Below are 24,925 nucleotides of genomic sequence, written 5' to 3'. Positions count from 1 at the left end.
AACCGTATTCAAAGGGCAGACCTGGCCACCCGGGCAGCTAAGCTGCTCTATTGTTCACGTTTGGTGCATATCAGCAGGGTATGCCCGACCCCAAGGTTATCCAGACGCTGTTCAACGCTGAAACCTGCGCTCTCCAGGTAACGATAAAACGCCTCTACGCTGTAAAACCGGCTATTGCCATTCGCCATACAGGTGAAATAGAGCGAGGTGGCATTCAGGCTGAAAGAGGCCGCTTCAAACTTCTGGGCATCCCAGAAAAGCTCCATGATGCACAAACGTGCGCCTGGCTTCATGACCTGTGCGACGCGCGTCAGCATGGCGACAATCTGATCCGGAGAGAAACAATCCAGAAACTGGCTCATCCACCAGACGTCGGCCTCACCCGGCAAGGCTGCTGGGCTAAGCATATCGACAGCATGGAATCCAATACGATGAGAAAAACCTGCTTTTGCGATGTTTTCCTGCGCCAGCGCTATCTGCTGCGGCAGGTCGAGGATCGTCACGGCAACATTTTCGTCATAGCGGCAGCAGCGTAACGCCCATTTACCCGTATTTCCGCCCACATCGTACAATTTTGTCGGCGAGCTTGCGAATATATATGGCAAAGCGGCGTCAAACGCGGCGTCGGAATAGTAATGATCAAAGGCGAACCAGCTCTCTTTCGCCTGAGCCGGTAATTGGGATAATGCCGGATAGATGGTTGGCCAGTTGCCAAACACCGCTAATCCCGCAGGTTTTTCTTCCTTCAGGGCGTCCGCCAGGTGAAATAGCCCTTTGTAACAAACGTCCTGAGTGAAATCCATATTTACGCGGGTCATTTCATCGTGCAGTAAAAAGTGGCCCACTTTCGCCAGAAAATAACGTCCATGCTGTTGGGTAACGATCCGCCCGCTTAATCCCATATCCAGCAGTACGCTGACGCCATAGCTGCCGAGCGTGCTGTGTTCGGTTATTTCCTCGAGGCTGGCACCCTCTTTACCTTGTTTATCGAGCCAGGCGAGAATGCCTGAGTTACGCAGACAAAGCGCGGTCTGAAATAACATCGGAGCAAAAGCGATGCGTTGCGCTTCGGTAATGGCATCCAGTGCGCTGAGCGTATCCTTTTCGTACATTGCTGCGTAACCTTTCAGGGCAAGAAATAAGGGTTATCGGGCCATATGCGGCCCGACTTTAGAAAAATATTACAGTGCGGCGCCCGCGGAGAGGTTCAGCTGAATATCGTGGTCGAGGTTATTCACCCAACGGTTATAATTTTTGTGAATTTTACCGTCAGCCGCTTTCAGGTTCATACTGCTTTCGTAGTTAATGGAATAGCTTGTTGCGGAATAAGGAATACGAACGTCGACCGAGTGGTCGCGCGCCTGCAGACGACCTTTGATAACGCCCGGACCGGCTTCCGTCATGATCCAGTCACGTTTTTGTCCTGCTTTCAAAATCGCTGTTTTTACCTGGTCGGCGGTATGACCCGCGCTCACAGTAGAGTGAACCTGAGCGATTGGGGCAGTACGCGCACAGCCTGCCAGTGCGCCAACGAATACGGCGGCAGCACACCATTTAACGATCTTTTTCATCAACAACTCCATATCAATAATAACAATTAAAGGTAGTGGTTTTTACAAATAATATTCATCCGGCGTTTCTTATGTGCCAGATGTTTTTTTAATCAATATTAATGTTTGCATTACGTTGACGCGAAGGCGGGCATAATAACATGGAAAATAATTAACAATTTCATTTTTTTTAATTTGCGTTAAATCATGATTTGCGTTTCAACGTAATGCGACCGACGTAAACAAAAACAGAATTAATATTTCCTTAACGCAAATAAAAATACCGCGACAGGTTATGAACGCGGTAATTTAAGGCGGATTATTGGCGGTTTAAACCTACCTATACAGGTAGGTCAGCTACCCAGGCAACCGGCTTTTCGGCCTTCCCGGCCCGAGCAAAATGGCCAGCTTGCTGCCGCCTTTGGTGGTCTCCATCCAGATCTTACACACGCTGGTCAGGGGGACCGAGAGCAGCATACCGACCGGGCCCAGCAGCCATCCCCAAACCAGTAAGGATAAAAAGACGACCAGCGTCGACATGCCGAGCCGGTGCCCCATCATGCGTGGTTCGAGAATATTGCCCAGCACCATGTGCACGACGAGGAATAACGCGCCGACCAGCATACATTCGTAGAAACCGTTAAACAGAAACGCCTGAATCATCGGCGGCACGGCGGAAAGCACCGCGCCAATGTTGGGCACGTAGTTCAGCAGAAACGCCAGCACGCCCCACATCAGCGCGAACTGCACGTTCATCAGCATCAGCCCCAGCCAGACGATGATCCCGGTCCAGACGCTTAGCAGCGTTTTCAGCGCCAGATATTTAGAGACGCCCTTCAGCGCCCGGTGTAAGCCAGCAATGTGAATTTGTGGGTTATTCAGTGCAAAGCGCAGCTTATAGGGGACGTGGCGGACTTCAAACAGCATAAACACCACCGTCATGACCAGCAGCAGAATGCTGGCCATCGCGCCGGAAAGCCCCGTCATCAAGGTGGTGGCGTAGGTCATGACCTTCTCGGAGTCCATCCTGCGCAGCATCCGTTCGGGTGAGATATGCAGATTAAGGAAAGGCACCATCTCCTGGAGTGCGACGATCTTCCGCGTCAGCTCTTTGTTGTACTGCGGCAGCATGGTGGAGAATTCACTCAGCGAGGCCGCCAGCACGCCGAAGAGCGCCGTCAGGGCAATCAGCATCACGATGACGACGATAGTGATGGCGACCGGGCGGCTAACGCCCCGGCGCAGAAACCAGGTGACCAGCGGATTAAGCACAATGGCAAAAAAGAGCGCCAGCAGGAGCTGAACTATGATGTCGGCGGCCGCATGGATACCCGCAAGGATAACCACCAGACAGGCGAGCTTTAATAAGATGTGGAGTCCTGCTTTGTCGGACGGGTTAGCGATCATGCGCGTTCCTTAATGTGATGACCCGGTAAGTGTAGTGCCCGGGCCTCGCTTCGTCTGGCACCGTTAATCTGAAAGTCGCTGCTGATTTTCTTATTGGGGCGTGGTAATAGTGAAACACTGTTGTAAAAAATCCAGGTAGAACCCCATGCCCGAACCTGCCGCTGAACCGGCACTGAGCGGACTGCGCCTCAATCTGCGCATCGTTTCCGTTGTGATTTTTAACTTTGCCAGCTATCTCACCATCGGCCTGCCGCTGGCGGTTCTGCCGGGCTATGTCCATGACGTGATGGGCTTCAGTGCCTTCTGGGCGGGGCTGGTGATTAGCCTGCAGTATTTCGCCACGCTCCTGAGCCGCCCGCATGCCGGGCGATACGCGGACACGTTCGGTCCAAAAAGCATCGTGGTGGTGGGATTGTGCGGCTGCTTCCTCAGTGGCCTGAGCTACCTGCTGGCTGCCTCAGCCAGCCACTGGCCGCTGGTCAGCCTGGCGCTGCTCTGCCTGGGCCGCGTCATCCTCGGCATTGGGCAAAGCCTGGCGGGAACCGGCTCGACGCTCTGGGGCGTGGGGGTTGTCGGGACGCCACACATTGGTCGGGTGATCTCCTGGAACGGGATTGTCACCTACGGCGCGATGGCGCTCGGTGCGCCGCTCGGCGTGGCCTGCTATGCGTTTGGCGGGCTGTATGGACTGTCGCTCACCATTATGGCGGTCGCGCTTGTGGCGATTCTGTTTGCGCTGCCGCGCCCGAAAGTGAAGGCCAGCAAGGGCAAGCCGCTGCCGTTCCGGGCGGTGCTCGGGCGGGTCTGGCCATACGGGATGGCGCTGGCGCTGGCGACCACCGGCTTCGGGGTCATCGCCACCTTCATTACCCTGTTCTATGACGCCAAAGGCTGGGACGGCGCGGCCTTTGCGTTAACCCTGTTTAGCTGTGCGTTTGTTGGGGCGCGCCTGCTTTTCCCTAACGGCATCAACCGTCTGGGCGGGCTGAACGTGGCGACGATCTGCTTTGCGGTAGAGATTGTCGGGCTGCTGTTGACCGGCGTAGCCAGCGCGCCCTGGATGGCGAAAATGGGCGTATTTCTCGCGGGAGCCGGTTTTTCACTGGTCTTCCCGGCGCTGGGCGTGGTCGCGGTGAAAGCGGTGCCGCAGCAGAACCAGGGGGCGGCGCTGGCGACCTATACGGTGTTTATGGATATGTCGTTGGGCATTACCGGGCCGCTGGCAGGGCTGGTAATGGCCTGGGCGGGGGTACCGGTGATCTATCTTGCCGCGGCGGGTCTGGTCATGATGGCATTGCTGCTGACGTGGCGGCTAAAAAAATGGCCCCCGGTGCAGGCACCGGAGGCCACGTCATCATCGTGAAACGTTACTGGATTACGATGGTGTTAATGATGTTTTCAGCAGCCGTCTGCGCTTTCTGCTGATCTTCCGCTGGCAGGGTGATCTGCAGGGTCAGGAGTTTGTTATCGACCTTGCCCAGCACGACAGAGGAGTACGCGGTCTGGCCCTTCGCAGAGATGATGCTGTCCAGCTGCTGCAGCTTATGGCCTTTCAGCTCGATGGATTTATTGGTCACGACCTGCAGCTGCGGGTCGCGGCCGCGCTGCTGATCTTCCAGACGTTTGGACAGGACCGCCAGATCTTCGCTGGTGTCGTCGCCCACAATCACAATGACCGCTTTCTGCCCGGTTGCGTCGGAGTAAACGTGCATGTTATTCGCCTGAGTGCCCAGCTTGCCGCTCTGGTCAGTCATATCGGCTGGCAGAGAGAAGCTGAGTTTGCCATCCATCAGATTCACCGGCTGGCCGGTCGCATTGCTTTCTGCGGATGCGCCCTGAGCAGGCGTTTTCGTGTCGCTGTTATCACAGGCTGCAAGACCCACAACCAGCAGGCCAATCCCGACATATTTAACCAGATTGCGCATTGACTTCTTCCTTTCGATAAACGGCCATAACGGCTCATTCGCTCATCTTATCACAACTGATCAAGCGAACCCTTAACCAGCCTGCAATGCCGTGATTTCAGATTTATCTGCCAGCCTTTTCAGCAGCATATTCAGCAGCACGCCGTACATGGGCAGGAAGAATACAATGCTGATGAGCACCTTGAAGCAGTAGTCCACCAGCGCGATTTCCATCCAGTGTTCGGCCATGAACGCATCCGGGCTACGCCAGAAGGCGATGAAGAAGAAGGCCAGCGTATCGCTCACGTTACCGAACAGCGTGGAGGCGGTGGGTGCCATCCACCAGCGATGATTCTGACGCAGGCGATTAAACACGTGCACGTCCAGAATCTGCCCCAGCGCGTAGGCCATAAAGCTTGCTGCGGCGATACGGGCGACAAACAGGTTAAAGTGGGTTAACGCCTCAAAGCCCTGCCAGCTTCCCATATAAAACAGGGACGAAACCCCGTACGAGATGAACAGCGCCGGGAGCATGACCGCAAAAATAATGCGGCGAGCCAGCGGTGCGCCAAAAATACGCACGGTCAGATCGGTGGCGAGGAAAATAAACGGAAAGCTGAATGCGCCCCAGGTGGTATGAAAACCAAAGATGGAGATAGGGAGCTGCACCAGATAGTTGCTGGAGGTGATCACCAGCAAATGGAAAAGCGAAAGCCAGAACAACGCTTTTACGCGCTGTGATTCAGAAAACTGCGTCATATTGTGACCTTTTTATACGTTGGGGTGAGGGAACCCAATAAAAACCGCAGCATGATACTGCTTTGGCGGGACATTGCAATGGTTAGTTTTTACGCAATCGTTAACCTGGTTTGCATTGACCGCAACGGGGCGTAAACTACAGCCGTTTTTACCTGACCGAGAAGATCATGACCGACCTGTTTTCCAGCCCAGACCACACTCTTGATGCCCAGGGCCTTCGCTGCCCGGAACCGGTAATGATGGTACGTAAAACCGTGCGCAACATGCAGACCGGTGAAACGCTGCTGATCGTTGCCGACGACCCTGCCACCACGCGCGACATTCCCGGTTTTTGTACCTTTATGGAGCATGAACTGGTGGCGCAGCAGACGGAAACGCTGCCGTACCGGTATTTGATTCGTAAGGGGTAGCCCTGACTTATTTGGGGGGAGGTTGAGGGTATCAGGCCGCACCCATGCTTGAACCTGTTCCTGAATATTTAAAAGCGAGTTTAACGGTAGATGACCTGCCTCTGGACGTCCCTGCCTTCGAACCGGAAGTTGATCAGTTGGGAAGCTATTGCCCGCTATTAACGCAGTTGCTGTTGGCTCGTTCACTTTCAGAGAGTGATGAAAGAGTGGCTGGAGATTTGTTGCAAGGCTTAGTTGAGCTGTATAGCGGTATGTTGAAAGCACCGCGCTGGTTGCGTACAAATGAAGGCATCTTGCCACTGTGAAAAAAGTCGGGTGGCGCTAACGCTTACCCGACCTACGGGACTAGAGCCGTTGTAGGCCGGGTAAGGCGAAGCCGCCACCCGGCAAGAATACGGCCTCTGCGGCCTGATGCCCTCTCCCACAGGGAGAGGGAGAACGTCATCCCTTCATCCACGCCCTGATCCCATCCAGGAACATCTGCGTTGCCATCATGACCAGAATCAGCCCCATCAGGCGCTCCAGCGCGTTTACCCCTTTTTCGCCCAGCAGGCGCAGGAACAGGGACGACTGCAGCAGGATGATAAACGTCCCGCCCCAGGCAATCAGCAGGGCAATGACCAGATGGCTCATCTGATTCGGATACTGGTGCGACAGCAGCATCAGCGTCGCCAGAATGGTCGGCCCCGCGACGAGCGGGATCGCCAGCGGCACAATAAACGGCTCTTCACCCGCAGGCAGGCCGCTGCTGCTGCCTTCCGCGCTCGGGAAAATCATCTTAATCGCAATCAGGAACAGAATAATCCCGCCGGAAATCGACACGGTTTCAGCGCGCAGGTTCAGGAAGGCGAGGATTTTTTCACCCGCAAACAGGAAGATAAACATCACCAGCAGGGCGATGAGCAGCTCGCGGATCATGATCGCCCGGCGGCGCTTCGGCTCGGTGTGCTTCAGCACCGACATGAAGATCGGCAGGTTACCCAGGGGATCCATTATCAGGATCAATAAAACCGCGGCGGAAATGATTTCACTCATGTAAATTATCCCTGAATTTCTCTAAGGTTATTATGATAATTAGCTGTATTTCTGATTGCCGGGCAATCATCGATTAATTTCGCTTGCGACTTTGGCAGCATTTTGTAAGGTGAAGCATATCCCAGTTCAATACTGGCTTGCACAATCAGCACACACCCTCAGCAGGAAAAAAATGCTATGAAAAACGTTGGTTTTATCGGCTGGCGCGGTATGGTCGGCTCTGTACTCATGCAACGCATGGTTGAAGAGCGCGATTTCGACGCTATCCGCCCGGTCTTCTTCTCCACTTCTCAGCTCGGCCAGGCTGCTCCGTCCTTTGGTGGTACCACAGGCACGTTGCAGGATGCTTACGATCTGGAAGCGCTGAAGGCACTCGACATTATTGTGACCTGCCAGGGCGGCGATTATACCAACGAAATCTATCCAAAGCTGCGTGAAAGCGGCTGGCAGGGCTACTGGATTGACGCGGCCTCGTCGCTGCGCATGAAAGACGATGCCATTATCATTCTCGACCCGGTTAACCAGGGCGTGATCGCCGATGGCCTGAACAACGGCGTAAAAACCTTTGTTGGCGGTAACTGCACCGTCAGCCTGATGCTGATGTCCCTCGGCGGCCTGTTCGCGCAGGATCTGGTGGAGTGGGTCTCCGTGGCGACCTACCAGGCGGCGTCCGGCGGCGGCGCGCGTCATATGCGCGAGCTGCTGACCCAGATGGGCCAGCTGCACCAGAGCGTCGCGACCGAGCTGGCAAACCCGGCGTCGGCTATTCTCGATATCGAGCGTAAAGTGACCGAGCTGACCCGCAGCGGCGAGCTGCCGGTGGATAACTTTGGCGTACCGCTGGCCGGTGGCCTGATCCCGTGGATCGACAAGCAGCTGGATAACGGCCAGACCCGCGAAGAGTGGAAAGGCCAGGCCGAGACCAACAAAATCCTCAATACCGCGAACACCATTCCGGTTGACGGTCTGTGCGTGCGTATCGGCGCGCTGCGCTGCCACAGCCAGGCCTTCACCATTAAACTGAAAAAAGATGTGTCTATTCCGACCGTGGAAGAGCTGCTGGCCGCGCACAACCCGTGGGCGAAAGTGGTGCCAAACGATCGCGATATCACCATGCGCGAGCTGACCCCGGCAGCGGTGACCGGCACGCTGACCACGCCGGTTGGCCGTCTGCGTAAGCTGAACATGGGGCCGGAGTATCTCTCCGCGTTCACCGTCGGTGACCAGCTCCTGTGGGGCGCCGCTGAGCCGCTGCGCCGCATGCTGCGCCAGCTGGCGTAATAATTTGTTAAATACCGGGGGTGATTTTCACCCCTTTTTTTTGCGTACTACATGGAGTAACACGCGTATGTCTTATTTTTTATCAGGAGTCATTTAGAGCGTTGGCTATGCTTTAAGGAAGAGTCATTTCTTACCTGAGGTTCGAACGGAGCAGAATGGATGCACATTTTTGTGCTGTCCCGTTCAGGTCACATTAAAAGTCGTCCCGGAGCGCTTAAAAAGGACGACATAAAAACAGGATGAATACCATGTCCGATCGTGTGGATAGAGACGTGATTAATGCGCTTATTGCGGGTCATTTCGCTGACCCCTTTTCTGTGCTTGGGATGCACCGTACTGAGGCAGGTCTGGAAGTTCGTGCCCTGTTGCCGGATGCCACAGAAGTCTGGGTGATTGAACCCAAAACCGGCCGCAAAGTCGGTAACCTTGAATGCCTCGATTCCCGTGGCTTCTTCTCGGGCGTGATGCCCCGTCGTAAAAATCCTTTTCGCTATCAGCTCGCCGTTCTCTGGCACGGTCAGCAAAACCTGATTGACGATCCCTACAGCTTTGGCCCTCTGCTTAAAGAGATGGATGCCTGGCTGCTCTCCGAAGGGACGCATCTTCGCCCTTATGAAACGCTGGGCGCCCATGCCGATACCATGGACGGCATCACCGGCACGCGGTTCTCCGTGTGGGCGCCCAATGCCCAGCGCGTCTCCGTTGTCGGCCAGTTCAACTACTGGGACGGCCGCCGTCACCCGATGCGCCTGCGTCGGGAAACCGGCATCTGGGAGCTGTTTATCCCCGGGGCACACCACGGGCAGCTTTATAAATTCGAGATGATCGACGCCCACGGCAAGCTGCGCATTAAAGCCGACCCGTATGCCTTCGAAGCGCAGATGCGCCCGGATACCGCGTCGCTGATCTGCGGCCTGCCGGAGAAGGTCGTCCAGACGGAGGAGCGTAAACAGGCCAACCGTTTTGATGCGCCAATATCCGTCTATGAAGTCCATCTCGGCTCCTGGCGCCGCCATACCGATAACAACTTCTGGCTGAGTTACCGGGAGCTTGCCGACCAGCTGGTGCCATACGCCAAATGGATGGGCTTTACCCACCTTGAGCTGCTGCCGGTCAACGAGCATCCGTTCGACGGCAGCTGGGGCTATCAGCCCACCGGGCTGTATGCGCCGACCCGCCGCTTCGGCACCCGCGACGACTTCCGCTATTTCATTGATGCCGCGCACGCCGCCGGGCTGAACGTCATCCTCGACTGGGTGCCGGGCCACTTCCCGGCGGATGATTTCGCGCTGGCAGAGTTTGACGGCACGAAGCTGTACGAGCACAGCGATCCGCGCGAAGGCTATCACCAGGACTGGAACACGCTGATCTACAACTACGGTCGCCGTGAGGTCTCAAACTACCTGGTCGGGAATGCCCTGTACTGGATCGAGCGGTTTGGCATCGATGCCCTGCGCGTGGATGCGGTGGCGTCGATGATCTACCGCGACTACAGCCGCAAAGAGGGGGAGTGGATCCCGAACGAGTTTGGTGGCCGCGAAAACCTGGAAGCGATTGAATTCCTGCGTAATACCAACCGCATTATCGGCGAGCAGGTGGACGGTGCCGTGACCATGGCGGAAGAGTCAACCGACTTTGCGGGCGTCTCCCGTCCGCCGTCATCAGGCGGCCTGGGGTTCTGGTATAAGTGGAACCTGGGCTGGATGCACGACACGCTCGACTACATGAAGCTGGATCCGGTTCACCGTAAGTATCATCACGACAAGCTGACGTTCGGGATGCTCTACAACTACACCGAAAACTTCATGCTGCCGCTGTCGCACGATGAAGTGGTACACGGTAAAAAATCGATTCTCGACCGCATGCCGGGCGACGCGTGGCAGAAGTTTGCCAACCTGCGCGCCTATTACGGCTGGATGTTTGCCTTCCCGGGCAAGAAACTGCTGTTCATGGGCAATGAGTTCGCCCAGGGGCGCGAGTGGAACCACGACGCCAGCCTCGACTGGCATCTGCTGGAAGGCGGCGACAACTGGCACCACGGCGTGCAGCGTCTGGTGCGCGATCTGAACCTGACCTATCGCCACCACAAAGCGCTGCACGAACTCGACTTCGATCCGTACGGCTTTGAATGGCTGGTGGTGGACGACCACGAGCGCTCGGTGTTTGTCTTTGTGCGTCGTGACAAAGCGGGTAACGAGATCATCGTCGCCAGCAACTTTACGCCGGTGCCGCGCGAACATTACCGCTTCGGCATTAACCAGCCGGGCAAATGGCGCGAAATTCTGAATACCGACTCGATGCACTACCACGGCAGCAACGCCGGTAACGGTGGGCTGGTACAGAGCGACGCCATTGAAAGCCACGGGCGACCCAACTCCCTGAGCCTGACGCTGCCGCCGCTTGGCACCATCTGGCTGATGCGGGAGGGCGAATGACGCAGCTTACGGCAGGTAAACCCGAACCGCTCGGGGCGCATTTTGACGGAAAAGGGGTGAACTTCACCCTCTTTTCCGCTCACGCCGAGCGGGTTGAACTGTGCGTGTTTGACGGGGAAGGTAACGAGCACCGTTACGATTTACCTGCGCGCACGGGGGATACCTGGCACGGCTACCTGGCCGGAGGACGGCCCGGTATGCAGTACGGCTTTCGCGTTCACGGTCCGTGGGATCCCGCGCAGGGGCACTGGTTTAACCCGGCGAAGCTGCTGATTGATCCGTGCGCGCACCGCGTGGACGGCGAATTTAAAGATGATCCGCTCTTCCACGTGGGCTACGGCGAGCCCGACCACCGCGACAGCGCGCCCGTCGCGCCAAAAAGCGTGGTGGTGAACGATCTTTATGACTGGGAAGACGATGCCCCGCCGCAGACGCCGTGGGGCAAGACCGTTATTTATGAAGCCCACGTCAAAGGGCTGACGTACCTGCATCCGTCGATCCCCAAAGAGATGCGCGGCACCTACAAGGCGCTCGGGCATCCCACCATGATCGCCTACCTGAAACACCTCGGCATCACCGCCCTGGAACTGCTCCCCGTCGCCCATTTTGCCAGCGAGCCGCGTCTGCAGCGGCTGGGGCTGAGCAACTACTGGGGCTATAACCCGCTGGCGATGTTCGCGCTCGAGCCGCGCTATGCCGTCCATCCGGAAAAGGCGCGGGACGAGTTCCGCGATGCGGTGAAGGCGCTCCACGCGGCGGGCATTGAGGTCATTCTGGACGTGGTGCTGAACCACAGCGCAGAAAGCGATCTCGACGGCCCGACGCTCTCCATGCGCGGAATTGATAACCGTAGCTATTATTGGATCAGGCACGATGGCGATTATGAGAACTGGACCGGCTGCGGTAACACGCTCAATCTCAGCCATCCGGCGGTCACGCATTTTGCGTATGAATGCCTGAAATACTGGGTGGAGACGTTCCACGTCGACGGTTTTCGTTTCGACCTGGCGCCCGTCATGGGACGCACGCCGGCGTTCAGTCAGCAGGCGCCATTGTTTGAGGCGATAAAAAACTGTCCGGTGCTCTCGCAGGTGAAGCTGATTGCCGAGCCGTGGGACATTGGTGAAGGCGGTTATCAGGTCGGGAATTTCCCGCCGCTGTTTGCCGAGTGGAACGACCACTACCGCGACGCCGTACGCCGCTTCTGGCTGGAGCGGAACCTGTCGCTGGGGGAATTTGCCGAGCGCTTTGCCGCGTCGAGCGATCTCTTTAAGCGCGACGGCAAACGCCCGTCGGCCACCGTTAATCTGTTGACGGCGCACGACGGTTTTACGCTCAGGGACTGCGTTTGTTTCAATCAGAAACACAATGAGGCGAACGGCGAAGAGAATCGCGATGGCACTAACAATAACCATAGCTTTAATCATGGTATAGAAGGGTTAGGCGGAAGTCTGGATGTGATAGAGCGGCGACGCGCCAGCGTTCATGCGCTGCTGACAACGCTTTTACTGTCGCAGGGCACGCCGATGCTGCTGGCAGGCGACGAGCATGGTCACAGCCAGCACGGTAACAACAACGCCTATTGCCAGGACAACACCTTAACCTGGCTCGACTGGGGTGAAGCCAACAGCGGGCTGATTCATTTTACCGCTGCGCTGATCCATCTTCGCCAGCAGATCCCCGCGCTGACCGCCAACAGCTGGTGGGAAGAGGGTGACGGCAACGTTCGCTGGCTGAATAAAGACGCGCAACCGTTAAGCGCGCAAGAGTGGCAACACGGCGTACCACGCCTGCAAATCCTGCTGTCGGATAAATGGCTGGTCACGCTGAACGCGACGGATGACGTCGCAGAGATTGTTTTACCTGACGGGGAGTGGCGAGCCGTTCCCCCCTTTGCCGGAGCGGATAATCCGGTAGTAATGGCTGTCTGGCACGGGCCTGCGCACGGAGTGTGCGTATTCCAAAGATGATAAAAAAGGAGTTAGTCATGGTTAGATTAGAGAAGAACGATCCCTTAATGTTGGCACGCCAGCTACCATTAAAAACGGTTGCCCTGATACTTGCGGGCGGGCGTGGTACCCGTCTGAAAGATTTGACCATCAAGCGCGCCAAGCCGGCCGTTCACTTTGGTGGTAAGTTCCGTATTATCGACTTTGCGCTCTCCAACTGCCTGAACTCGGGCATTCGCCGCATTGGCGTCATCACGCAGTATCAGTCGCACACCCTGGTGCAGCATATTCAGCGCGGCTGGTCATTCTTCAGCGAAGAGATGAACGAATTTGTCGATCTCCTTCCTGCGCAGCAGCGCGTTCACGGCGAGAACTGGTATCGCGGGACAGCGGATGCGGTCACCCAGAACCTCGACATCATTCGTCGCTATAACGCGGAATACATTGTGATCCTCGCCGGGGACCACATCTACAAGCAAGATTACTCCCACATGCTTATCGACCACGTCGAAAAAGGGGCGCGCTGCACCGTGGCGTGTCTGCCCGTGCCCGTTGCTGAAGCGACGGCGTTTGGCGTCATGCACGTGGATGCCGACGACAAAATTATCGACTTCGTTGAAAAACCGGCGAACCCGCCAACCATGCCGGGCGATGACACCAAATCGCTCGCCAGCATGGGGATCTATGTCTTTGACGCAGATTATCTTTATGAGCTGCTGGAAGAAGACGACAAAGACGAAAACTCAAGCCACGACTTCGGTAAAGACATCATTCCGAAAATCACCAAAGCTGGCATGGCGTATGCACATCCTTTCCCGCTGTCCTGCGTGCAGTCCGACCCGAATGCGGAACCGTACTGGCGCGATGTGGGCACGCTGGAAGCGTACTGGAAAGCGAACCTCGATCTGGCATCGGTCACGCCTGAACTGGATATGTACGACCAGAACTGGCCGATTCGTACCCATATGGAGTCGCTGCCGCCAGCCAAATTCGTGCAGGACCGCTCCGGCAGCCACGGCATGACGCTGAACTCGCTGGTGTCCGGCGGGTGCATCATCTCCGGTTCGGTCGTGGTGCAGTCGGTGCTGTTCCCGCGCGTGCGGATAAATTCATTCTGTAATATCGATTCGGCAGTCTTATTGCCGGACGTCTGGGTAGGGCGCTCGTGTCGTCTGCGTCGTTGCGTGATCGACCGTGCCTGCGTCATCCCTGAAGGGATGGTCATTGGGGAGAATGCGGAAGAAGACGCGCGTCGTTTCTACCGTTCGGAAGAGGGGATCGTGTTAGTCACACGGGAAATGTTGCGGAAGCTGCAAATCAAACAGGAGCGATGATGCAGGTTTTACACGTATGTTCTGAGATGTTCCCGTTATTAAAAACGGGCGGTCTGGCAGATGTGCTTGGCGCATTACCGGCGGCGCAAATCGCCGGAGGCGTGGATACCCGAGTCCTGCTGCCCGCCTTTCCGGATATCCGGCGCGGTATACCTGATGCAAAAGTGGTGACCCGCCGTGAAACGTTTGCCGGACGCATTACCCTGCTGTTTGGACATTACAATGGCGTAGGGATTTACCTGATCGACGCGCCGCATTTATACGATCGCCCGGGTAGCCCGTATCACGATACGAACCTGTTCGCCTATACCGACAACGTGCTGCGCTTTGCGCTGCTCGGCTGGGTTGGAGCAGAAATGGCGACGGGGCTGGATCCGTTCTGGCGTCCGGATGTGGTGCACGCGCACGACTGGCACGCCGGGCTTGCCCCGGCGTATCTCGCCGCGCGCGGCCACCCGGCGAAATCGGTCTTTACCGTGCATAACCTGGCCTATCAGGGGATGTACTACGCCCATCACATGAATGACATCGATCTGCCATGGTCGTTCTTTAACATGCACGGTCTGGAGTTTAACGGGCAGATCTCGTTCCTGAAGGCGGGGCTGTACTACGCCGATCACATCACGGCGGTGAGCCCAACCTACGCGCGTGAGATCACCCAGCCGGCATTTGGCTACGGCATGGAAGGGTTGCTGCAGCAGCGCCACCGCGAAGGCCGCCTGTCGGGCATTCTGAACGGCGTGGATGAACAGATCTGGAGCCCGGAAACCGATCTCCTGCTGGCGGCGCGCTATGGCCGTGATTCCGTGGAAGACAAAGCGGAAAACAAACGCCAGCTGCAGATTGCGATGGGCCTGAAGGTTAACGACAAAGTGCCGCTGTTCGCCGTCGTAAGCCGCCTGACCAGCCAGAAAGGGCTGGATCTGGTGCTGGAGGCGCTGCCCGGTTTACTGGAGCAGGGCGGGCAGCTGGCGCTGCTCGGCGCGGGCGACCCGGTATTGCAGGAAGGTTTCCTTGCCGCCGCCGCGGAACATCCGGGGCAGGTGGGCGTACAGATTGGCTACCACGAGGCATTTTCGCACCGCATTATGGGCGGCGCGGACGTCATCCTGGTGCCGAGCCGTTTCGAACCCTGCGGCCTGACGCAGCTTTACGGCCTGAAATACGGCACCCTGCCGCTGGTGCGCCGCACGGGCGGGCTGGCGGATACGGTATCGGATAGCTCACTGGAAAACCTGGCGGACGGTATCGCCAGCGGGTTTGTCTTTGAGGACAGTAATGCCTGGTCGCTGCTTCGGGCGATTCGGCGTGCTTTCGTCTTGTGGTCCCGTCCATCGCTGTGGCGCTACGTCCAACGCCAGGCGATGTCCATGGACTTTAGCTGGCACGTTGCGGCGCAGTCATACCGCGATCTCTATCAACGCTTGATGTAACGAGGCGAAGTTACTGATATGAACGCTCCATTTAGCTACTCTTCACCCACGCTCAGCGTTGAGGCGTTAAAGCACTCCATCGCCTACAAGCTGATGTTCACCATCGGGAAAGATCCGGTTATTGCCAACAAGCACGAGTGGCTGAACGCCACCCTGTTTGCGGTGCGCGACCGCTTAGTTGAACGCTGGCTGCGCTCAAACCGCGCCCAGCTCTCGCAGGAGACGCGTCAGGTTTACTATCTGTCGATGGAATTTTTGATTGGCCGCACGCTATCCAATGCGCTGTTGTCGCTCGGTATTTATGACGACGTCAAAACCGCACTGGAAGAGATGGGGTTAGATTTAGAAGAACTGATCGACGAAGAGAACGACCCGGGCCTCGGTAACGGCGGTCTGGGACGTCTTGCCGCCTGCTTCCTCGACTCGCTGGCGACGCTGGCGCTGCCGGGCCGCGGCTACGGTATTCGCTACGATTACGGCATGTTCAAACAGAACATCGTTGACGGGCGCCAGAAAGAGTCCCCGGACTACTGGCTGGAGTACGGCAACCCGTGGGAGTTCAAGCGCCACAACACGCGCTACAAGGTGCGCTTTGGCGGGCGTATTCAGCAGGAAGGAAAAAAATCCCGCTGGGTGGAAACGGAAGAGATCCTGGCCGTGGCCTACGACCAGATCATCCCCGGCTACGACACCGATGCCACCAACACGCTGCGCCTGTGGAGCGCTCAGGCCAGTAGCGAAATTAACCTCGGTAAATTTAACCAGGGTGACTACTTCGCGGCGGTGGAGGATAAAAACCACTCCGAGAACGTATCCCGCGTGCTGTACCCGGATGACTCGACCTACTCAGGCCGCGAGCTGCGCCTGCGTCAGGAGTACTTCCTCGTTTCGGCGACCATTCAGGATATCCTCAGCCGCCACCATCAGCTGCACAAAACCTACGCCAACCTGGCGGAGAAAACCGCGATCCACCTTAATGACACCCACCCGGTGCTCTCTATTCCGGAGCTGATGCGCCTGCTGATCGACGAGCATAAGTTCAGCTGGGACGACGCCTTTGAGGTGACCTGCCAGGTGTTCTCGTACACCAACCACACGCTGATGAGCGAAGCGCTGGAGACGTGGCCGGTGGACATGCTCGGCAAAATCCTGCCGCGCCATCTGCAGATTATCTTTGAGATTAACGACTACTTCCTCAAGACGCTGCAGGAGCAGTATCCGAACGATACCGGCCTGCTGAGCCGCGCGTCCATCATTGATGAGTCGAACGGCCGCCGCGTGCGCATGGCCTGGCTGGCGGTTGTCATCAGCCACAAGGTCAACGGCGTGTCCGAGCTCCACTCGAACCTGATGGTGCAGTCGCTGTTTGCGGACTTCGCGAAGATCTTCCCGACGCGGTTCTGCAACGTGACCAACGGCGTCACCCCGCGCCGCTGGCTGGCGCTGGCCAACCAGCCGCTCTCGGAGGTGCTGGACGAGAATATCGGCCGCACCTGGCGTACCGATTTGAGCCAGCTGAGCGAGCTGGAACAGCATATTGATTTCCCGACGGTGAACAAAGCCGTGCGCGAAGCCAAGCTGCTGAACAAAAAGCGTCTGGCGGTCTGGCTGGCGATGCACCTGAACGTGGTGGCAAACCCGAAAGCGCTGTTCGACGTGCAGATCAAACGCATCCACGAATACAAGCGTCAGCTGATGAACGTGCTGCACGTGATCACCCATTACAACCGGATTAAGGCCGACCCGACGGCCGAATGGGTGCCGCGCGTGAAGATCTTCGCCGGTAAGGCGGCGTCGGCCTACTACATGGCGAAGCACATTATTCATCTCATCAACGACGTGGCGAAGGTGGTTAACCAGGATCCGGATATTGGCGACAAGCTGAAGGTGGTATTCATTCCGAACTACAGCGTCAGCCTGGCGCAGCTGATCATCCCGGCGGCGGATCTCTCTGAGCAGATTTCTACGGCGGGCACGGAGGCATCCGGCACCAGTAACATGAAGTTTGCCCTTAACGGCGCGCTGACCATCGGCACGCTGGACGGGGCGAACGTCGAGATGCTGGAGCACGTGGGCGAAGAGAATATCTTTATCTTCGGTAATACGACGGAAGAGGTAGAGGCGCTGCGCAGGAAAGGCTACTCGCCGCGTCAATATTACGAAGAGGATGAAGAGTTGCGTCAGGTGCTGACGCAGATTGCAACCGGCGTGTTTAGCCCTGATGAACCGAGCCGCTACCGCGATCTGGTGGATTCGCTGATTAACTTTGGCGATCACTACCAGGTGCTGGCGGATTACCGTAGCTACGTCGACTGTCAGGATAAGGTGGACGAACTGTATCGCCAGCCTGAGAAGTGGACCAGCGCCGCGATGTACAACATCGCCAATATGGGCTATTTCTCGTCAGACAGGACCATCAAGGAGTATGCCGAGACGATCTGGCATATTGATCCGGTGAGGTTGTAAAAACAAAGCCCGGTGGCGCTGCGCTTACCGGGCCTACGGGATCGAGTAGGCCGGGTAAGGCGGAGCCGCCACCCGGCTTTTTTGTATTAGGACGCCAGCGACAGCTCGCGTTTCGCCGCATGTTGCAGCAACCACTGCGCCACGCGAGACTGCTGTTCGGCGTTGAGCCACATCCCTTCTTTGGTACGGCGCCAGATAGCATCATCCAGACGACGCACCCACTCGTGCTCAACCAGATAACGCAGCTCGGCTTCGTACAGCTCGTGGCCGAAATACTCGCCCAGATCGGCAATCTCTTTTGCATCACCCAGGATCAGCTCGGTATTGCTGCCGTAGGTGCGGGCATAGTGACGCGCCATCCCTTCGGTGATGAACGGGAAGCGACGGCGCAGCTTCGCGGCGTAATCATCGCGGTTATCGCCGATATCACCGCCGGGCAGTACCGCACCTTTGGTCCATGCCGGGCCAATGCCTTTGTAGTACGGCGCCAGTTTTTCCAGCGCGTGCTCGGCCAGCTTGCGGTAGGTGGTGAGCTTGCCGCCAAATACGGAGAGCAGCGGCGCCTGACCGTCAACGTCGTGAATATCGAGCGTATAGTCGCGGGTAATGGCCTGCGGTGAGTCAGACTCGTCATCGCACAGCGGACGCACGCCGGAGTAGGTCCAGACCACGTCGTCGCGCGACAGCTGTTTCTTAAAGTGCGCGTTATACACTTTAAGCAGGTAGTTCACTTCGCTCTCGTCGATCTCGACGTTCTTCGGATCGCCTTTGTACTCCACGTCGGTGGTGCCGATGATCGAGAATTCGTCCATCCACGGGATCACAAACACGATGCGCTTGTCTTCGTTCTGCAGAATGTAGGCCTGCTTCTGAGTATGCACGCGCGGCACCACAATGTGGCTGCCCTTTATCAGGCGGATGCCGTACGGGGAGGGCAGATGCATGCCGTCGTCAAAGAACTGCTTCACCCACGGGCCGGTGGCGTTCACCAGGCCGCGCGCTTTCCAGCTGAACTTCTCGCCGGTATCGATATCTTCCGCCTCGACAACCCACAGGCCGTTTTCACGACGGGCAGCGGTCGCGCGGGTGCGGGTTTTCACCTCGCCGCCTTTCTTCTCAACCATCTGCGCGTTCGCCAGCACCAGGCGGGCATCGTCCACCCAACAGTCGGAATATTCGAATCCGCGCACGATTTCTCGCTTAAGGACCGATTCTGAGCCAAAACGCAACCCTTTCGAACCCGGGAGGCTGGTGCGTTTACCCAGATGATCGTACATAAACAGACCAATGCGGATCATCCACGCCGGACGCAGATGCGGGCGATGGGGCAGGCGGAAGCGCATCGGAATCGCCAGATGCGGGGCCATTTTCAGCAGCACTTCACGTTCGGCCAGCGCTTCGCTGACCAGGCGGAATTCGTAGTGTTCCAGGTAGCGCAGGCCACCGTGAATCAGTTTGGAGCTGGCGGACGACGTCGCGCAGGCGAGATCGTTAGCTTCCAGCATCAGTACGGATAAACCGCGTCCTGCGGCATCGACCGCAATACCGGCACCGTTGATGCCACCGCCTATCACAATCAGATCTTTGGTTTCCATAACACCCTCATGCACTTTCGTTAAAGCTCAGAAATGTTCGATATCGCTCATAATAGCAAAGGAACGCGCTTTTGGTAACATCAAAAAAACAATTTAGAGTGATATGGATAACATAATGGCGTTTACCCGCCGCCAGGACGTACACTACGGGGTAAAATCTTGTCGTTGACCACTGTTAAGAGAACACCATGGATCAGTTTGAATGTATTAACGTAGAAGAAGCCCACCAGAAGATGCACCAGGGAAAAGCGGTGCTGGTGGACATCCGCGATCCGCAGAGTTTTGCGATGGGCCATACGCCGGGCGCGTTTCATCTCACCAACGACACGCTCGGCGCGTTTATGCGCGATAACGACTTCGACACGCCGGTGATGGTCATGTGCTACCACGGCAACAGCAGCAAAGGCGCGGCGCAGTATCTGCTTCAGCAGGGTTACGACGCGGTTTACAGCGTCGACGGCGGTTTCGATGCCTGGCATCGTCATTTCCCGGCGGAAGTGGAATACGCGTTTGAGCGCTGATCCCGCTATACTGTCCCCTTTTGTGTGGAAATAAGCGACCGCTGCCCATGTTGATGATCACCTCTTTTACCAACCCGCGCGTCGCCCAGGCGTTTGTCGACTATATGGCGACGCAGGGCGTTATTCTTACTATTCAGCAACATACGCAGACCGACGTCTGGCTGGCCGATGAGAGCCAGGCCGGGCGGGTAAACGAGGAGCTGGCGCGTTTTCTTGAGAACCCTGGCGACCCGCGCTATCTCGCGGCCAGCTGGCAATCCGGACAGACCGGCAGCGGATTGCAGTACAGCCGCTTTCCCTTCCTTGCCACCCTTCGCGAGCGCGCGGGCCCGTTTACGCTGCTGCTGATGGCGGCCTGCATCATCGTCTTTATTATCATGAACGTGGTCGGCGACCAGAGCGTGATGATTGCCCTGGCGTGGCCCTATGATCCGTCGCTTGAGTTTGACGTATGGCGCTACTTTAGCCACGCGCTGATGCACTTCTCGGTGATGCATATCCTCTTCAACCTGCTCTGGTGGTGGTATCTCGGCGGTGCCGTTGAAAAGCGTCTGGGCAGCGGCAAGCTGATCGTTATCACCATCATCAGCGCGCTGTTGAGCGGCTACGTACAGCACAAGTTCAGCGGGCCGTGGTTTGGCGGGCTGTCGGGTGTCGTCTATGCCCTGATGGGCTACGTCTGGCTTCGCGGGGAGCGCGATCCGCAAAGCGGCATCTATCTGCAACGCGGATTGATAACCTTTGCGTTAATATGGCTAATTGCCGGATGGTTTGATCTGTTTGGTATGTCTATCGCCAACGGTGCGCACGTCGCCGGGCTGGCCGTGGGGCTGGCGATGGCCTTTGCCGACACGCTCCATGCGCGAAAACGAACATAATTCTCAGGGATAATTGATGAAACAAACACAACGTCATGACGCCATTATCGAACTGGTAAAAAAACAGGGATACGTCAGCACCGAAGAGCTGGTGGAGCAGTTTGCCGTCAGCCCACAAACCATCCGTCGTGACCTGAACGACCTGGCCGATCAGAACCGCATCCTTCGCCACCACGGCGGCGCGGCGCTGCCGTCCAGCTCGGTCAACACCTCCTGGCACGACCGAAAAGCGACGCAGACGGCGGAGAAAGAGCGCATTGCCCGCAAGGTCGCCAGCCAGATCCCGAACGGGGCGACGCTGTTTATTGATATCGGCACCACGCCGGAAGCGGTCGCCCATGCGCTGCTGGATCACGAGAACCTGCGCGTGGTCACCAACAACCTGAACGTCGCCAATACCCTGATGCAAAAAGACGATTTCCGCATCATCCTCGCGGGCGGCGAGCTACGCAGCCGCGACGGCGGGATTATCGGTGAAGCGACCCTCGACTTTATCTCTCAGTTCCGCCTCGACTTCGGCATTCTGGGCATCAGCGGCATCGACAGCGACGGTTCGCTGCTGGAGTTTGATTACCACGAGGTGCGCACCAAGCGCGCGATCATTGAAAACTCACGCCACGTGATGCTGGTGGTGGATCACTCGAAGTTTGGCCGTAACGCGATGGTGAACATGGGCAGCATCAGCATGGTGGATGCGGTCTATACCGACGTGATGCCGCCGGCGGGCGTGATGCAGGTAATTAAAGATAATAATTTGCAGCTGGAACTGTGCTAACGGTTGTGTCGGGTGGCGCTGCGCTTACCCGACCTACAAATTGTTTTCCCTCTCCCTGTGGGAGAGGGCATCAGACCGCACAAAACTAAACGCCGTACCCCATCATCTTCAACAGCTGCTGCGCATGCTGCACCGCATCCTGTCGATGCGCCACGCCCAGCTTCTGGTACAGGTTGCGGATATGCGTTTTGATGGTGGTCGCCGCCACCGCCAGCTCGCCGGCAATCTGCTCGTTGCTGTAGCCTGAATAGATCAGCCCCAGAACCTGCCATTCGCGCTGGGTAAGCGGACTGGTGCGGATAAGCTCCGGCACTTCAGGGTGGTTTAGCAGACGTTCAACGAAGTTCTCATCGAAATGCGCAAACTTGTGGCGATGATGCTGGTTAATCTCGCGCAGAATGCGCTGGGCGCGATGCTGATCCAGCTCCGGCAGCGTGTTGAGCTGAATCAGCTGACGCAGCTGCTGGGCCATCACTTCCCCTTCAATCACAAAGTGGCTGATAAACCCGGTGCGGTTTGCCAGCTGTAGCGCCTCCAGCAGCACGCGCTGGGCATCGTTTTTACGGCCCGCCTGCCAGTAGAGCTGATTTTGCAGCAGCAGGTTGCGGTTCAGGTCGCTCATCAGGCGCAGGCTGCGCGCGTTCTCGTTCAGCTCTTCCAGCACAATCTCAGCGGGCTCTAATTCACCGAGCAGGATCTGCGCGCGGGCAATGTTGCGCCACTGGCTCTGCAGGAAGTGGTTGTTGGCAAATTCCGGTTTTGGCGTCTGACGCAGCCAGTTGGCGGCGGATTTTTTATCGCCGGTCATCTGCCAGTAAATCACCCGGACCTTGTCGGCGTTTGACACCCAGTCGCTATGATACTGGCCGTTGCCGAGCAGGTTTTCCAGGCGGTTAAGATGGTTGCGGGCGTTATCGAGATCGCCGCGCGCCAGCGAGCACTGCACCAGCAGCGCCAGGCACTGCAGCTGCTGCTGAGGCTGGAAACTGGAAAGAACATCCACACCCTGGCGGGCGCAGCTTTCTGCTTCATCCAGACGCGACCATGCCCACAGTAATTGAGCGCGAATACGCAGCAGGAACTCGTGCATCGGCAGCTGTTCCAGATGCTGCTCGCGAATCAGCTGGAACGCTTTCTCCTGGTTTTCCCAGGCGGCCTGCAGGAACCCCTGCGCGAATAAAATCTCGCTCTGCTGGATCAGGCTCCACAGCGCGTAGTGCCAGACATCATGACGACGCGCCATCTGTTCGGTTTGCTGCATCAGTGAAAGCGAGCGCGTGAGGTCGCCTTTGCAGTGCAGCACTTCGCCGTGTACGGAGGTCGCCACGATGCGGCTGTAGAAGTTGGCCAGCGGCAGTTCATCCAGCGCGACCATTGCCAGCCGTTCCGCTTCGTCCGGGTCGCCGTCGTTAATGGCCACCTGAGCGCGCAGCGCGTTGAACTCGCCGTGCAGGGTGGTATCCATCTCGCTTTCCATCTCCTGCTCGGCGCGCGCCAGCAGGGTGTTCACTTCGCTGTAGCGATGCTGGCTCTGCATCAGCCAGGCCTGCAGCAGCACCAGACGCGGATTCTCCAGCAGGCTTTCCCACGGCAGGGCTTTGAGGGACTCTTCCAGCAGGGTCAGCTCGCTGTGGTTAAACAGGCCCCACGCGTGATTGAGGAGGATATCGCGCAGCATGCTGGCATCCCCGGCGGCGAGCGCGTGGTGGATGGCCTCGCTCGGGAAGCCCTGTGCCATCCAGCTTTCGGCAGCGGCGCGGTGGATCTCCGGCAGTTCAACCGCCAGCTCCCACTGACAGCGCTGGCGCAGGAAGCTACCAAACAGCGGATGATAGCTAAACCACTCGCCGGGATCGTCCATGCGCGTCAGGAAAAGGCCCTGACGTTCAATCTCTTCGAGCTGAAGCTGACCGTTTTCACAGCCCGTTACCCGCACGATCAGCGCATCGTTCATGGAGCGCAGCAGCGAGCTTTTCAGCAGGAAATTACGCGTCGAGGGATCGACGCTGTCCAGCACCTCATCCACCAGGTAATCAGAGAGGTGGCTGGCGTTGATGCCGGCCAGACGGCGCGCTGACTGGTGCGCCGGACTGTTGTTTTGCCGGGCAGAGAGGGCAATCAGCTGCAGCGCCGTTGCCCAGCCTGCGACGTCATCACACAGACGGCTGCTTTCGGCGGCCTCAATCGGTGAGTTCAGGCGGCAGTCGAAGAACTGTTTCGCTTCCTGGTGGGTAAAAGCAAGCTGTTGGCTACCCACTTCCAGAAGCTGATCGCGCACGCGCAGGTTGGCAATACCCAACTGCGGCAGGTTGCGTGACAGCACCACTAACGTCAGGTTTTCCGGCTGATGGCGCAGGAAGAAACGCATCGATTCATGAATCACCGGGTTAGTGATGAGATGGTAATCATCAATCACCACGTAAAGCGGGCGATGCCATTCAGCCAGTTCGATAAACAGCTGAGAGAAAAGGGAGGACAGGCTGGCGTACTGGCGCTTTTGCACCATCACCTCACTGGCGACGCAGTGTCCATGGGTGGCTTGCTGTATGGCGGCAATCAGATAGCTGGCAAAACGTTCTTGCTGGTTATCGCCCTCATCAAGGGAGTACCAGCCAAGATCGCTCTTACCTGCGGCCCATTGCGAGATGAGCGTTGTTTTTCCATAACCTGCAGGGCTCGTAACCAGCGCCAGTCGGAAATTATGCGCGCCGGAAAGTTTAGCCAACAGACGCTCGCGGACCACTGTATGGTCAAGACGAACCGGGCGACTTAATTTAGACGGAATCAACATAGGTTTCACTTCACTGTGGGGAACGAGATATTTTATTTTTTTTGCGCTTCGTAATTAATACGATATAAGGTCGGTCAGAAAGAGAACTATTGCAAGTTATGTCTGGATTTGGTGGCTCTGAATTTGCACTCTGTCACAAAACATTCAGGCAGATGATGGAACTTTCTGGAAAGGGCTTTAATGCCGCGTCAATGCTGGCTTGTATGGTTGTGCTGCGGCTGCGCTGAAACTGGTTTCAGGAAGGGATAGTGACGTCAAATTTAATAAAGTGTGGGTAAAGTTCAGCGAGAATAATACCTTTCCTGGTTATGACATCCTGTTGCAAAAATATTATTCCAGGTAAGTAATTATTTCGGCAGGGTTTAATTTCATCCGAAACTGCATTTCATTTCTTTGACATTC

At 57.1% G+C, this 24,925-nt stretch carries 20 protein-coding genes; 12 read left to right on the top strand and 8 right to left on the bottom strand.

Going from position 1 to position 24,925, the window contains the following annotated elements; genetic code table 11:
- Positions 1 to 47: 47 nt before the first annotated feature.
- The 3 genes from BFV67_RS20680 to BFV67_RS20670 form a co-directional block, all read right to left on the bottom strand.
- Positions 48 to 1,112, bottom strand: coding sequence for a class I SAM-dependent methyltransferase (locus BFV67_RS20680; protein WP_008503077.1), 1,065 nt, complete (start codon positions 1,110 to 1,112; stop codon positions 48 to 50).
- Between the two features lie 69 nt (positions 1,113 to 1,181).
- Entirely contained in the window at positions 1,182 to 1,571 is a 390-nt protein-coding gene (locus BFV67_RS20675) for a lipoprotein (protein WP_008503076.1), read from the bottom strand.
- 336 nt (positions 1,572 to 1,907) lie between these two features.
- On the bottom strand, positions 1,908 to 2,957 hold the full coding sequence (locus BFV67_RS20670; RefSeq protein ID WP_008503075.1) for an AI-2E family transporter: 1,050 nt from the start codon (positions 2,955 to 2,957) through the stop codon (positions 1,908 to 1,910).
- Between the two features lie 145 nt (positions 2,958 to 3,102).
- Here BFV67_RS20670 and BFV67_RS20665 point away from each other — a divergent pair, with 145 nt between their 5' ends.
- Complete coding sequence (locus tag BFV67_RS20665; RefSeq protein WP_069598850.1) at positions 3,103 to 4,320, top strand: MFS transporter; 1,218 nt, start codon at positions 3,103 to 3,105, stop codon at positions 4,318 to 4,320.
- Positions 4,321 to 4,324: 4 nt separating this feature from the next.
- Here BFV67_RS20665 and BFV67_RS20660 read toward each other — a convergent pair whose 3' ends face one another.
- Together BFV67_RS20660 and BFV67_RS20655 are read right to left on the bottom strand one after the other, a co-directional pair.
- A complete protein-coding gene (locus BFV67_RS20660) occupies positions 4,325 to 4,882 on the bottom strand; it encodes a DcrB family lipoprotein (protein ID WP_008503073.1) in 558 nt (185 codons plus the stop codon).
- 72 nt (positions 4,883 to 4,954) lie between these two features.
- Positions 4,955 to 5,620, bottom strand: a complete 666-nt coding sequence (locus BFV67_RS20655) for a 7-cyano-7-deazaguanine/7-aminomethyl-7-deazaguanine transporter (RefSeq protein ID WP_008503072.1) — start codon at positions 5,618 to 5,620, stop codon at positions 4,955 to 4,957.
- A 167-nt stretch (positions 5,621 to 5,787) separates the two neighbouring features.
- Between BFV67_RS20655 and tusA the strand changes: the two genes are divergently transcribed.
- Together tusA and BFV67_RS20645 are read left to right on the top strand one after the other, a co-directional pair.
- A complete protein-coding gene (gene tusA, locus BFV67_RS20650) occupies positions 5,788 to 6,030 on the top strand; it encodes a sulfurtransferase TusA (protein WP_017693840.1) in 243 nt (80 codons plus the stop codon).
- 44 nt (positions 6,031 to 6,074) lie between these two features.
- The gene (locus BFV67_RS20645; protein ID WP_235610610.1) at positions 6,075 to 6,335 is read left to right on the top strand and encodes a hypothetical protein; all 261 of its coding nucleotides are present in this window, start codon (positions 6,075 to 6,077) and stop codon (positions 6,333 to 6,335) included.
- Between the two features lie 136 nt (positions 6,336 to 6,471).
- Here the strand turns inward: BFV67_RS20645 and yhgN are convergent, their stop codons facing one another.
- A complete protein-coding gene (gene yhgN, locus BFV67_RS20640) occupies positions 6,472 to 7,065 on the bottom strand; it encodes an NAAT family transporter YhgN (RefSeq protein WP_003861574.1) in 594 nt (197 codons plus the stop codon).
- 177 nt (positions 7,066 to 7,242) lie between these two features.
- On the opposite strand from yhgN, the gene asd reads away from it, so the two are divergent.
- The 6 genes from asd (at position 7,243) to glgP (ending at position 17,963) form a co-directional block, all read left to right on the top strand.
- The gene (gene asd, locus BFV67_RS20630) at positions 7,243 to 8,346 is read left to right on the top strand and encodes an aspartate-semialdehyde dehydrogenase (RefSeq protein ID WP_021242179.1); all 1,104 of its coding nucleotides are present in this window, start codon (positions 7,243 to 7,245) and stop codon (positions 8,344 to 8,346) included.
- A 248-nt stretch (positions 8,347 to 8,594) separates the two neighbouring features.
- A complete protein-coding gene (gene glgB / locus BFV67_RS20625; RefSeq protein WP_021242180.1) occupies positions 8,595 to 10,781 on the top strand; it encodes a 1,4-alpha-glucan branching enzyme in 2,187 nt (728 codons plus the stop codon).
- On the top strand, positions 10,778 to 12,751 hold the full coding sequence (gene glgX / locus BFV67_RS20620) for a glycogen debranching protein GlgX (protein ID WP_069598849.1): 1,974 nt from the start codon (positions 10,778 to 10,780) through the stop codon (positions 12,749 to 12,751). The genes glgB and glgX overlap by 4 nt, the downstream gene beginning before the upstream one ends.
- A gap of 17 nt (positions 12,752 to 12,768) precedes the next feature.
- Positions 12,769 to 14,064, top strand: coding sequence for a glucose-1-phosphate adenylyltransferase (gene glgC / locus BFV67_RS20615; protein ID WP_008503066.1), 1,296 nt, complete (start codon positions 12,769 to 12,771; stop codon positions 14,062 to 14,064).
- A complete protein-coding gene (glgA, locus tag BFV67_RS20610; protein WP_008503065.1) occupies positions 14,064 to 15,497 on the top strand; it encodes a glycogen synthase GlgA in 1,434 nt (477 codons plus the stop codon). The genes glgC and glgA overlap by 1 nt, the downstream gene beginning before the upstream one ends.
- Before the next feature lie 18 nt (positions 15,498 to 15,515).
- On the top strand, positions 15,516 to 17,963 hold the full coding sequence (glgP, locus tag BFV67_RS20605; RefSeq protein ID WP_008503064.1) for a glycogen phosphorylase: 2,448 nt from the start codon (positions 15,516 to 15,518) through the stop codon (positions 17,961 to 17,963).
- Between the two features lie 86 nt (positions 17,964 to 18,049).
- On the opposite strand, the gene glpD is transcribed toward glgP, so the two are convergent.
- Positions 18,050 to 19,558, bottom strand: a complete 1,509-nt coding sequence (gene glpD, locus BFV67_RS20600) for a glycerol-3-phosphate dehydrogenase (protein ID WP_069598848.1) — start codon at positions 19,556 to 19,558, stop codon at positions 18,050 to 18,052.
- A 188-nt stretch (positions 19,559 to 19,746) separates the two neighbouring features.
- On the opposite strand from glpD, the gene glpE reads away from it, so the two are divergent.
- From glpE to BFV67_RS20580, 3 genes are read left to right on the top strand one after another with little or no spacing between them, the layout of a single operon-like run.
- Entirely contained in the window at positions 19,747 to 20,079 is a 333-nt protein-coding gene (glpE, locus tag BFV67_RS20590) for a thiosulfate sulfurtransferase GlpE (protein WP_008503062.1), read from the top strand.
- Between the two features lie 47 nt (positions 20,080 to 20,126).
- Positions 20,127 to 20,957 (top strand): rhomboid family intramembrane serine protease GlpG, encoded by an 831-nt coding sequence (glpG, locus tag BFV67_RS20585; RefSeq protein ID WP_023294729.1) that lies wholly within the window; start codon positions 20,127 to 20,129, stop codon positions 20,955 to 20,957.
- A 16-nt stretch (positions 20,958 to 20,973) separates the two neighbouring features.
- A complete protein-coding gene (locus tag BFV67_RS20580) occupies positions 20,974 to 21,732 on the top strand; it encodes a DeoR/GlpR family transcriptional regulator (RefSeq protein WP_008503060.1) in 759 nt (252 codons plus the stop codon).
- An 85-nt stretch (positions 21,733 to 21,817) separates the two neighbouring features.
- Here the strand turns inward: BFV67_RS20580 and malT are convergent, their stop codons facing one another.
- Positions 21,818 to 24,523, bottom strand: a complete 2,706-nt coding sequence (gene malT, locus BFV67_RS20575; RefSeq protein ID WP_008503059.1) for an HTH-type transcriptional regulator MalT — start codon at positions 24,521 to 24,523, stop codon at positions 21,818 to 21,820.
- Positions 24,524 to 24,925 lie beyond the last annotated feature (402 nt).

This window comes from Enterobacter roggenkampii, from assembly GCF_001729805.1.
In the GTDB taxonomy this organism is placed as follows: Bacteria; Pseudomonadota; Gammaproteobacteria; order Enterobacterales; family Enterobacteriaceae; genus Enterobacter; species Enterobacter roggenkampii.
This window is presented reverse-complemented; position numbering and strand designations above follow the sequence as displayed.

Excerpts from the sequence above, each read along its gene's own strand:
- glpE (WP_008503062.1), top strand. The coding sequence starts at position 19,747 with ATGGATCAGTTTGAATGTATTAACGTAGAAGAAGCCCACCAGAAGATG.
- glgX (WP_069598849.1), top strand. The coding sequence starts at position 10,778 with ATGACGCAGCTTACGGCAGGTAAACCCGAACCGCTCGGGGCGCATTTT.
- BFV67_RS20645 (WP_235610610.1), top strand. The coding sequence starts at position 6,075 with ATGCTTGAACCTGTTCCTGAATATTTAAAAGCGAGTTTAACGGTAGAT.
- asd (WP_021242179.1), top strand. The coding sequence starts at position 7,243 with ATGAAAAACGTTGGTTTTATCGGCTGGCGCGGTATGGTCGGCTCTGTA.
- BFV67_RS20660 (WP_008503073.1), bottom strand. The coding sequence starts at position 4,882 with ATGCGCAATCTGGTTAAATATGTCGGGATTGGCCTGCTGGTTGTGGGT.
- glgA (WP_008503065.1), top strand. The coding sequence starts at position 14,064 with ATGCAGGTTTTACACGTATGTTCTGAGATGTTCCCGTTATTAAAAACG.
- yhgN (WP_003861574.1), bottom strand. The coding sequence starts at position 7,065 with ATGAGTGAAATCATTTCCGCCGCGGTTTTATTGATCCTGATAATGGAT.
- BFV67_RS20680 (WP_008503077.1), bottom strand. The coding sequence starts at position 1,112 with ATGTACGAAAAGGATACGCTCAGCGCACTGGATGCCATTACCGAAGCG.
- tusA (WP_017693840.1), top strand. The coding sequence starts at position 5,788 with ATGACCGACCTGTTTTCCAGCCCAGACCACACTCTTGATGCCCAGGGC.
- BFV67_RS20655 (WP_008503072.1), bottom strand. The coding sequence starts at position 5,620 with ATGACGCAGTTTTCTGAATCACAGCGCGTAAAAGCGTTGTTCTGGCTT.
- BFV67_RS20665 (WP_069598850.1), top strand. The coding sequence starts at position 3,103 with ATGCCCGAACCTGCCGCTGAACCGGCACTGAGCGGACTGCGCCTCAAT.
- BFV67_RS20670 (WP_008503075.1), bottom strand. The coding sequence starts at position 2,957 with ATGATCGCTAACCCGTCCGACAAAGCAGGACTCCACATCTTATTAAAG.
- glgP (WP_008503064.1), top strand. The coding sequence starts at position 15,516 with ATGAACGCTCCATTTAGCTACTCTTCACCCACGCTCAGCGTTGAGGCG.
- malT (WP_008503059.1), bottom strand. The coding sequence starts at position 24,523 with ATGTTGATTCCGTCTAAATTAAGTCGCCCGGTTCGTCTTGACCATACA.
- BFV67_RS20675 (WP_008503076.1), bottom strand. The coding sequence starts at position 1,571 with ATGAAAAAGATCGTTAAATGGTGTGCTGCCGCCGTATTCGTTGGCGCA.
- BFV67_RS20580 (WP_008503060.1), top strand. The coding sequence starts at position 20,974 with ATGAAACAAACACAACGTCATGACGCCATTATCGAACTGGTAAAAAAA.
- glgC (WP_008503066.1), top strand. The coding sequence starts at position 12,769 with ATGGTTAGATTAGAGAAGAACGATCCCTTAATGTTGGCACGCCAGCTA.
- glpG (WP_023294729.1), top strand. The coding sequence starts at position 20,127 with ATGTTGATGATCACCTCTTTTACCAACCCGCGCGTCGCCCAGGCGTTT.
- glgB (WP_021242180.1), top strand. The coding sequence starts at position 8,595 with ATGTCCGATCGTGTGGATAGAGACGTGATTAATGCGCTTATTGCGGGT.
- glpD (WP_069598848.1), bottom strand. The coding sequence starts at position 19,558 with ATGGAAACCAAAGATCTGATTGTGATAGGCGGTGGCATCAACGGTGCC.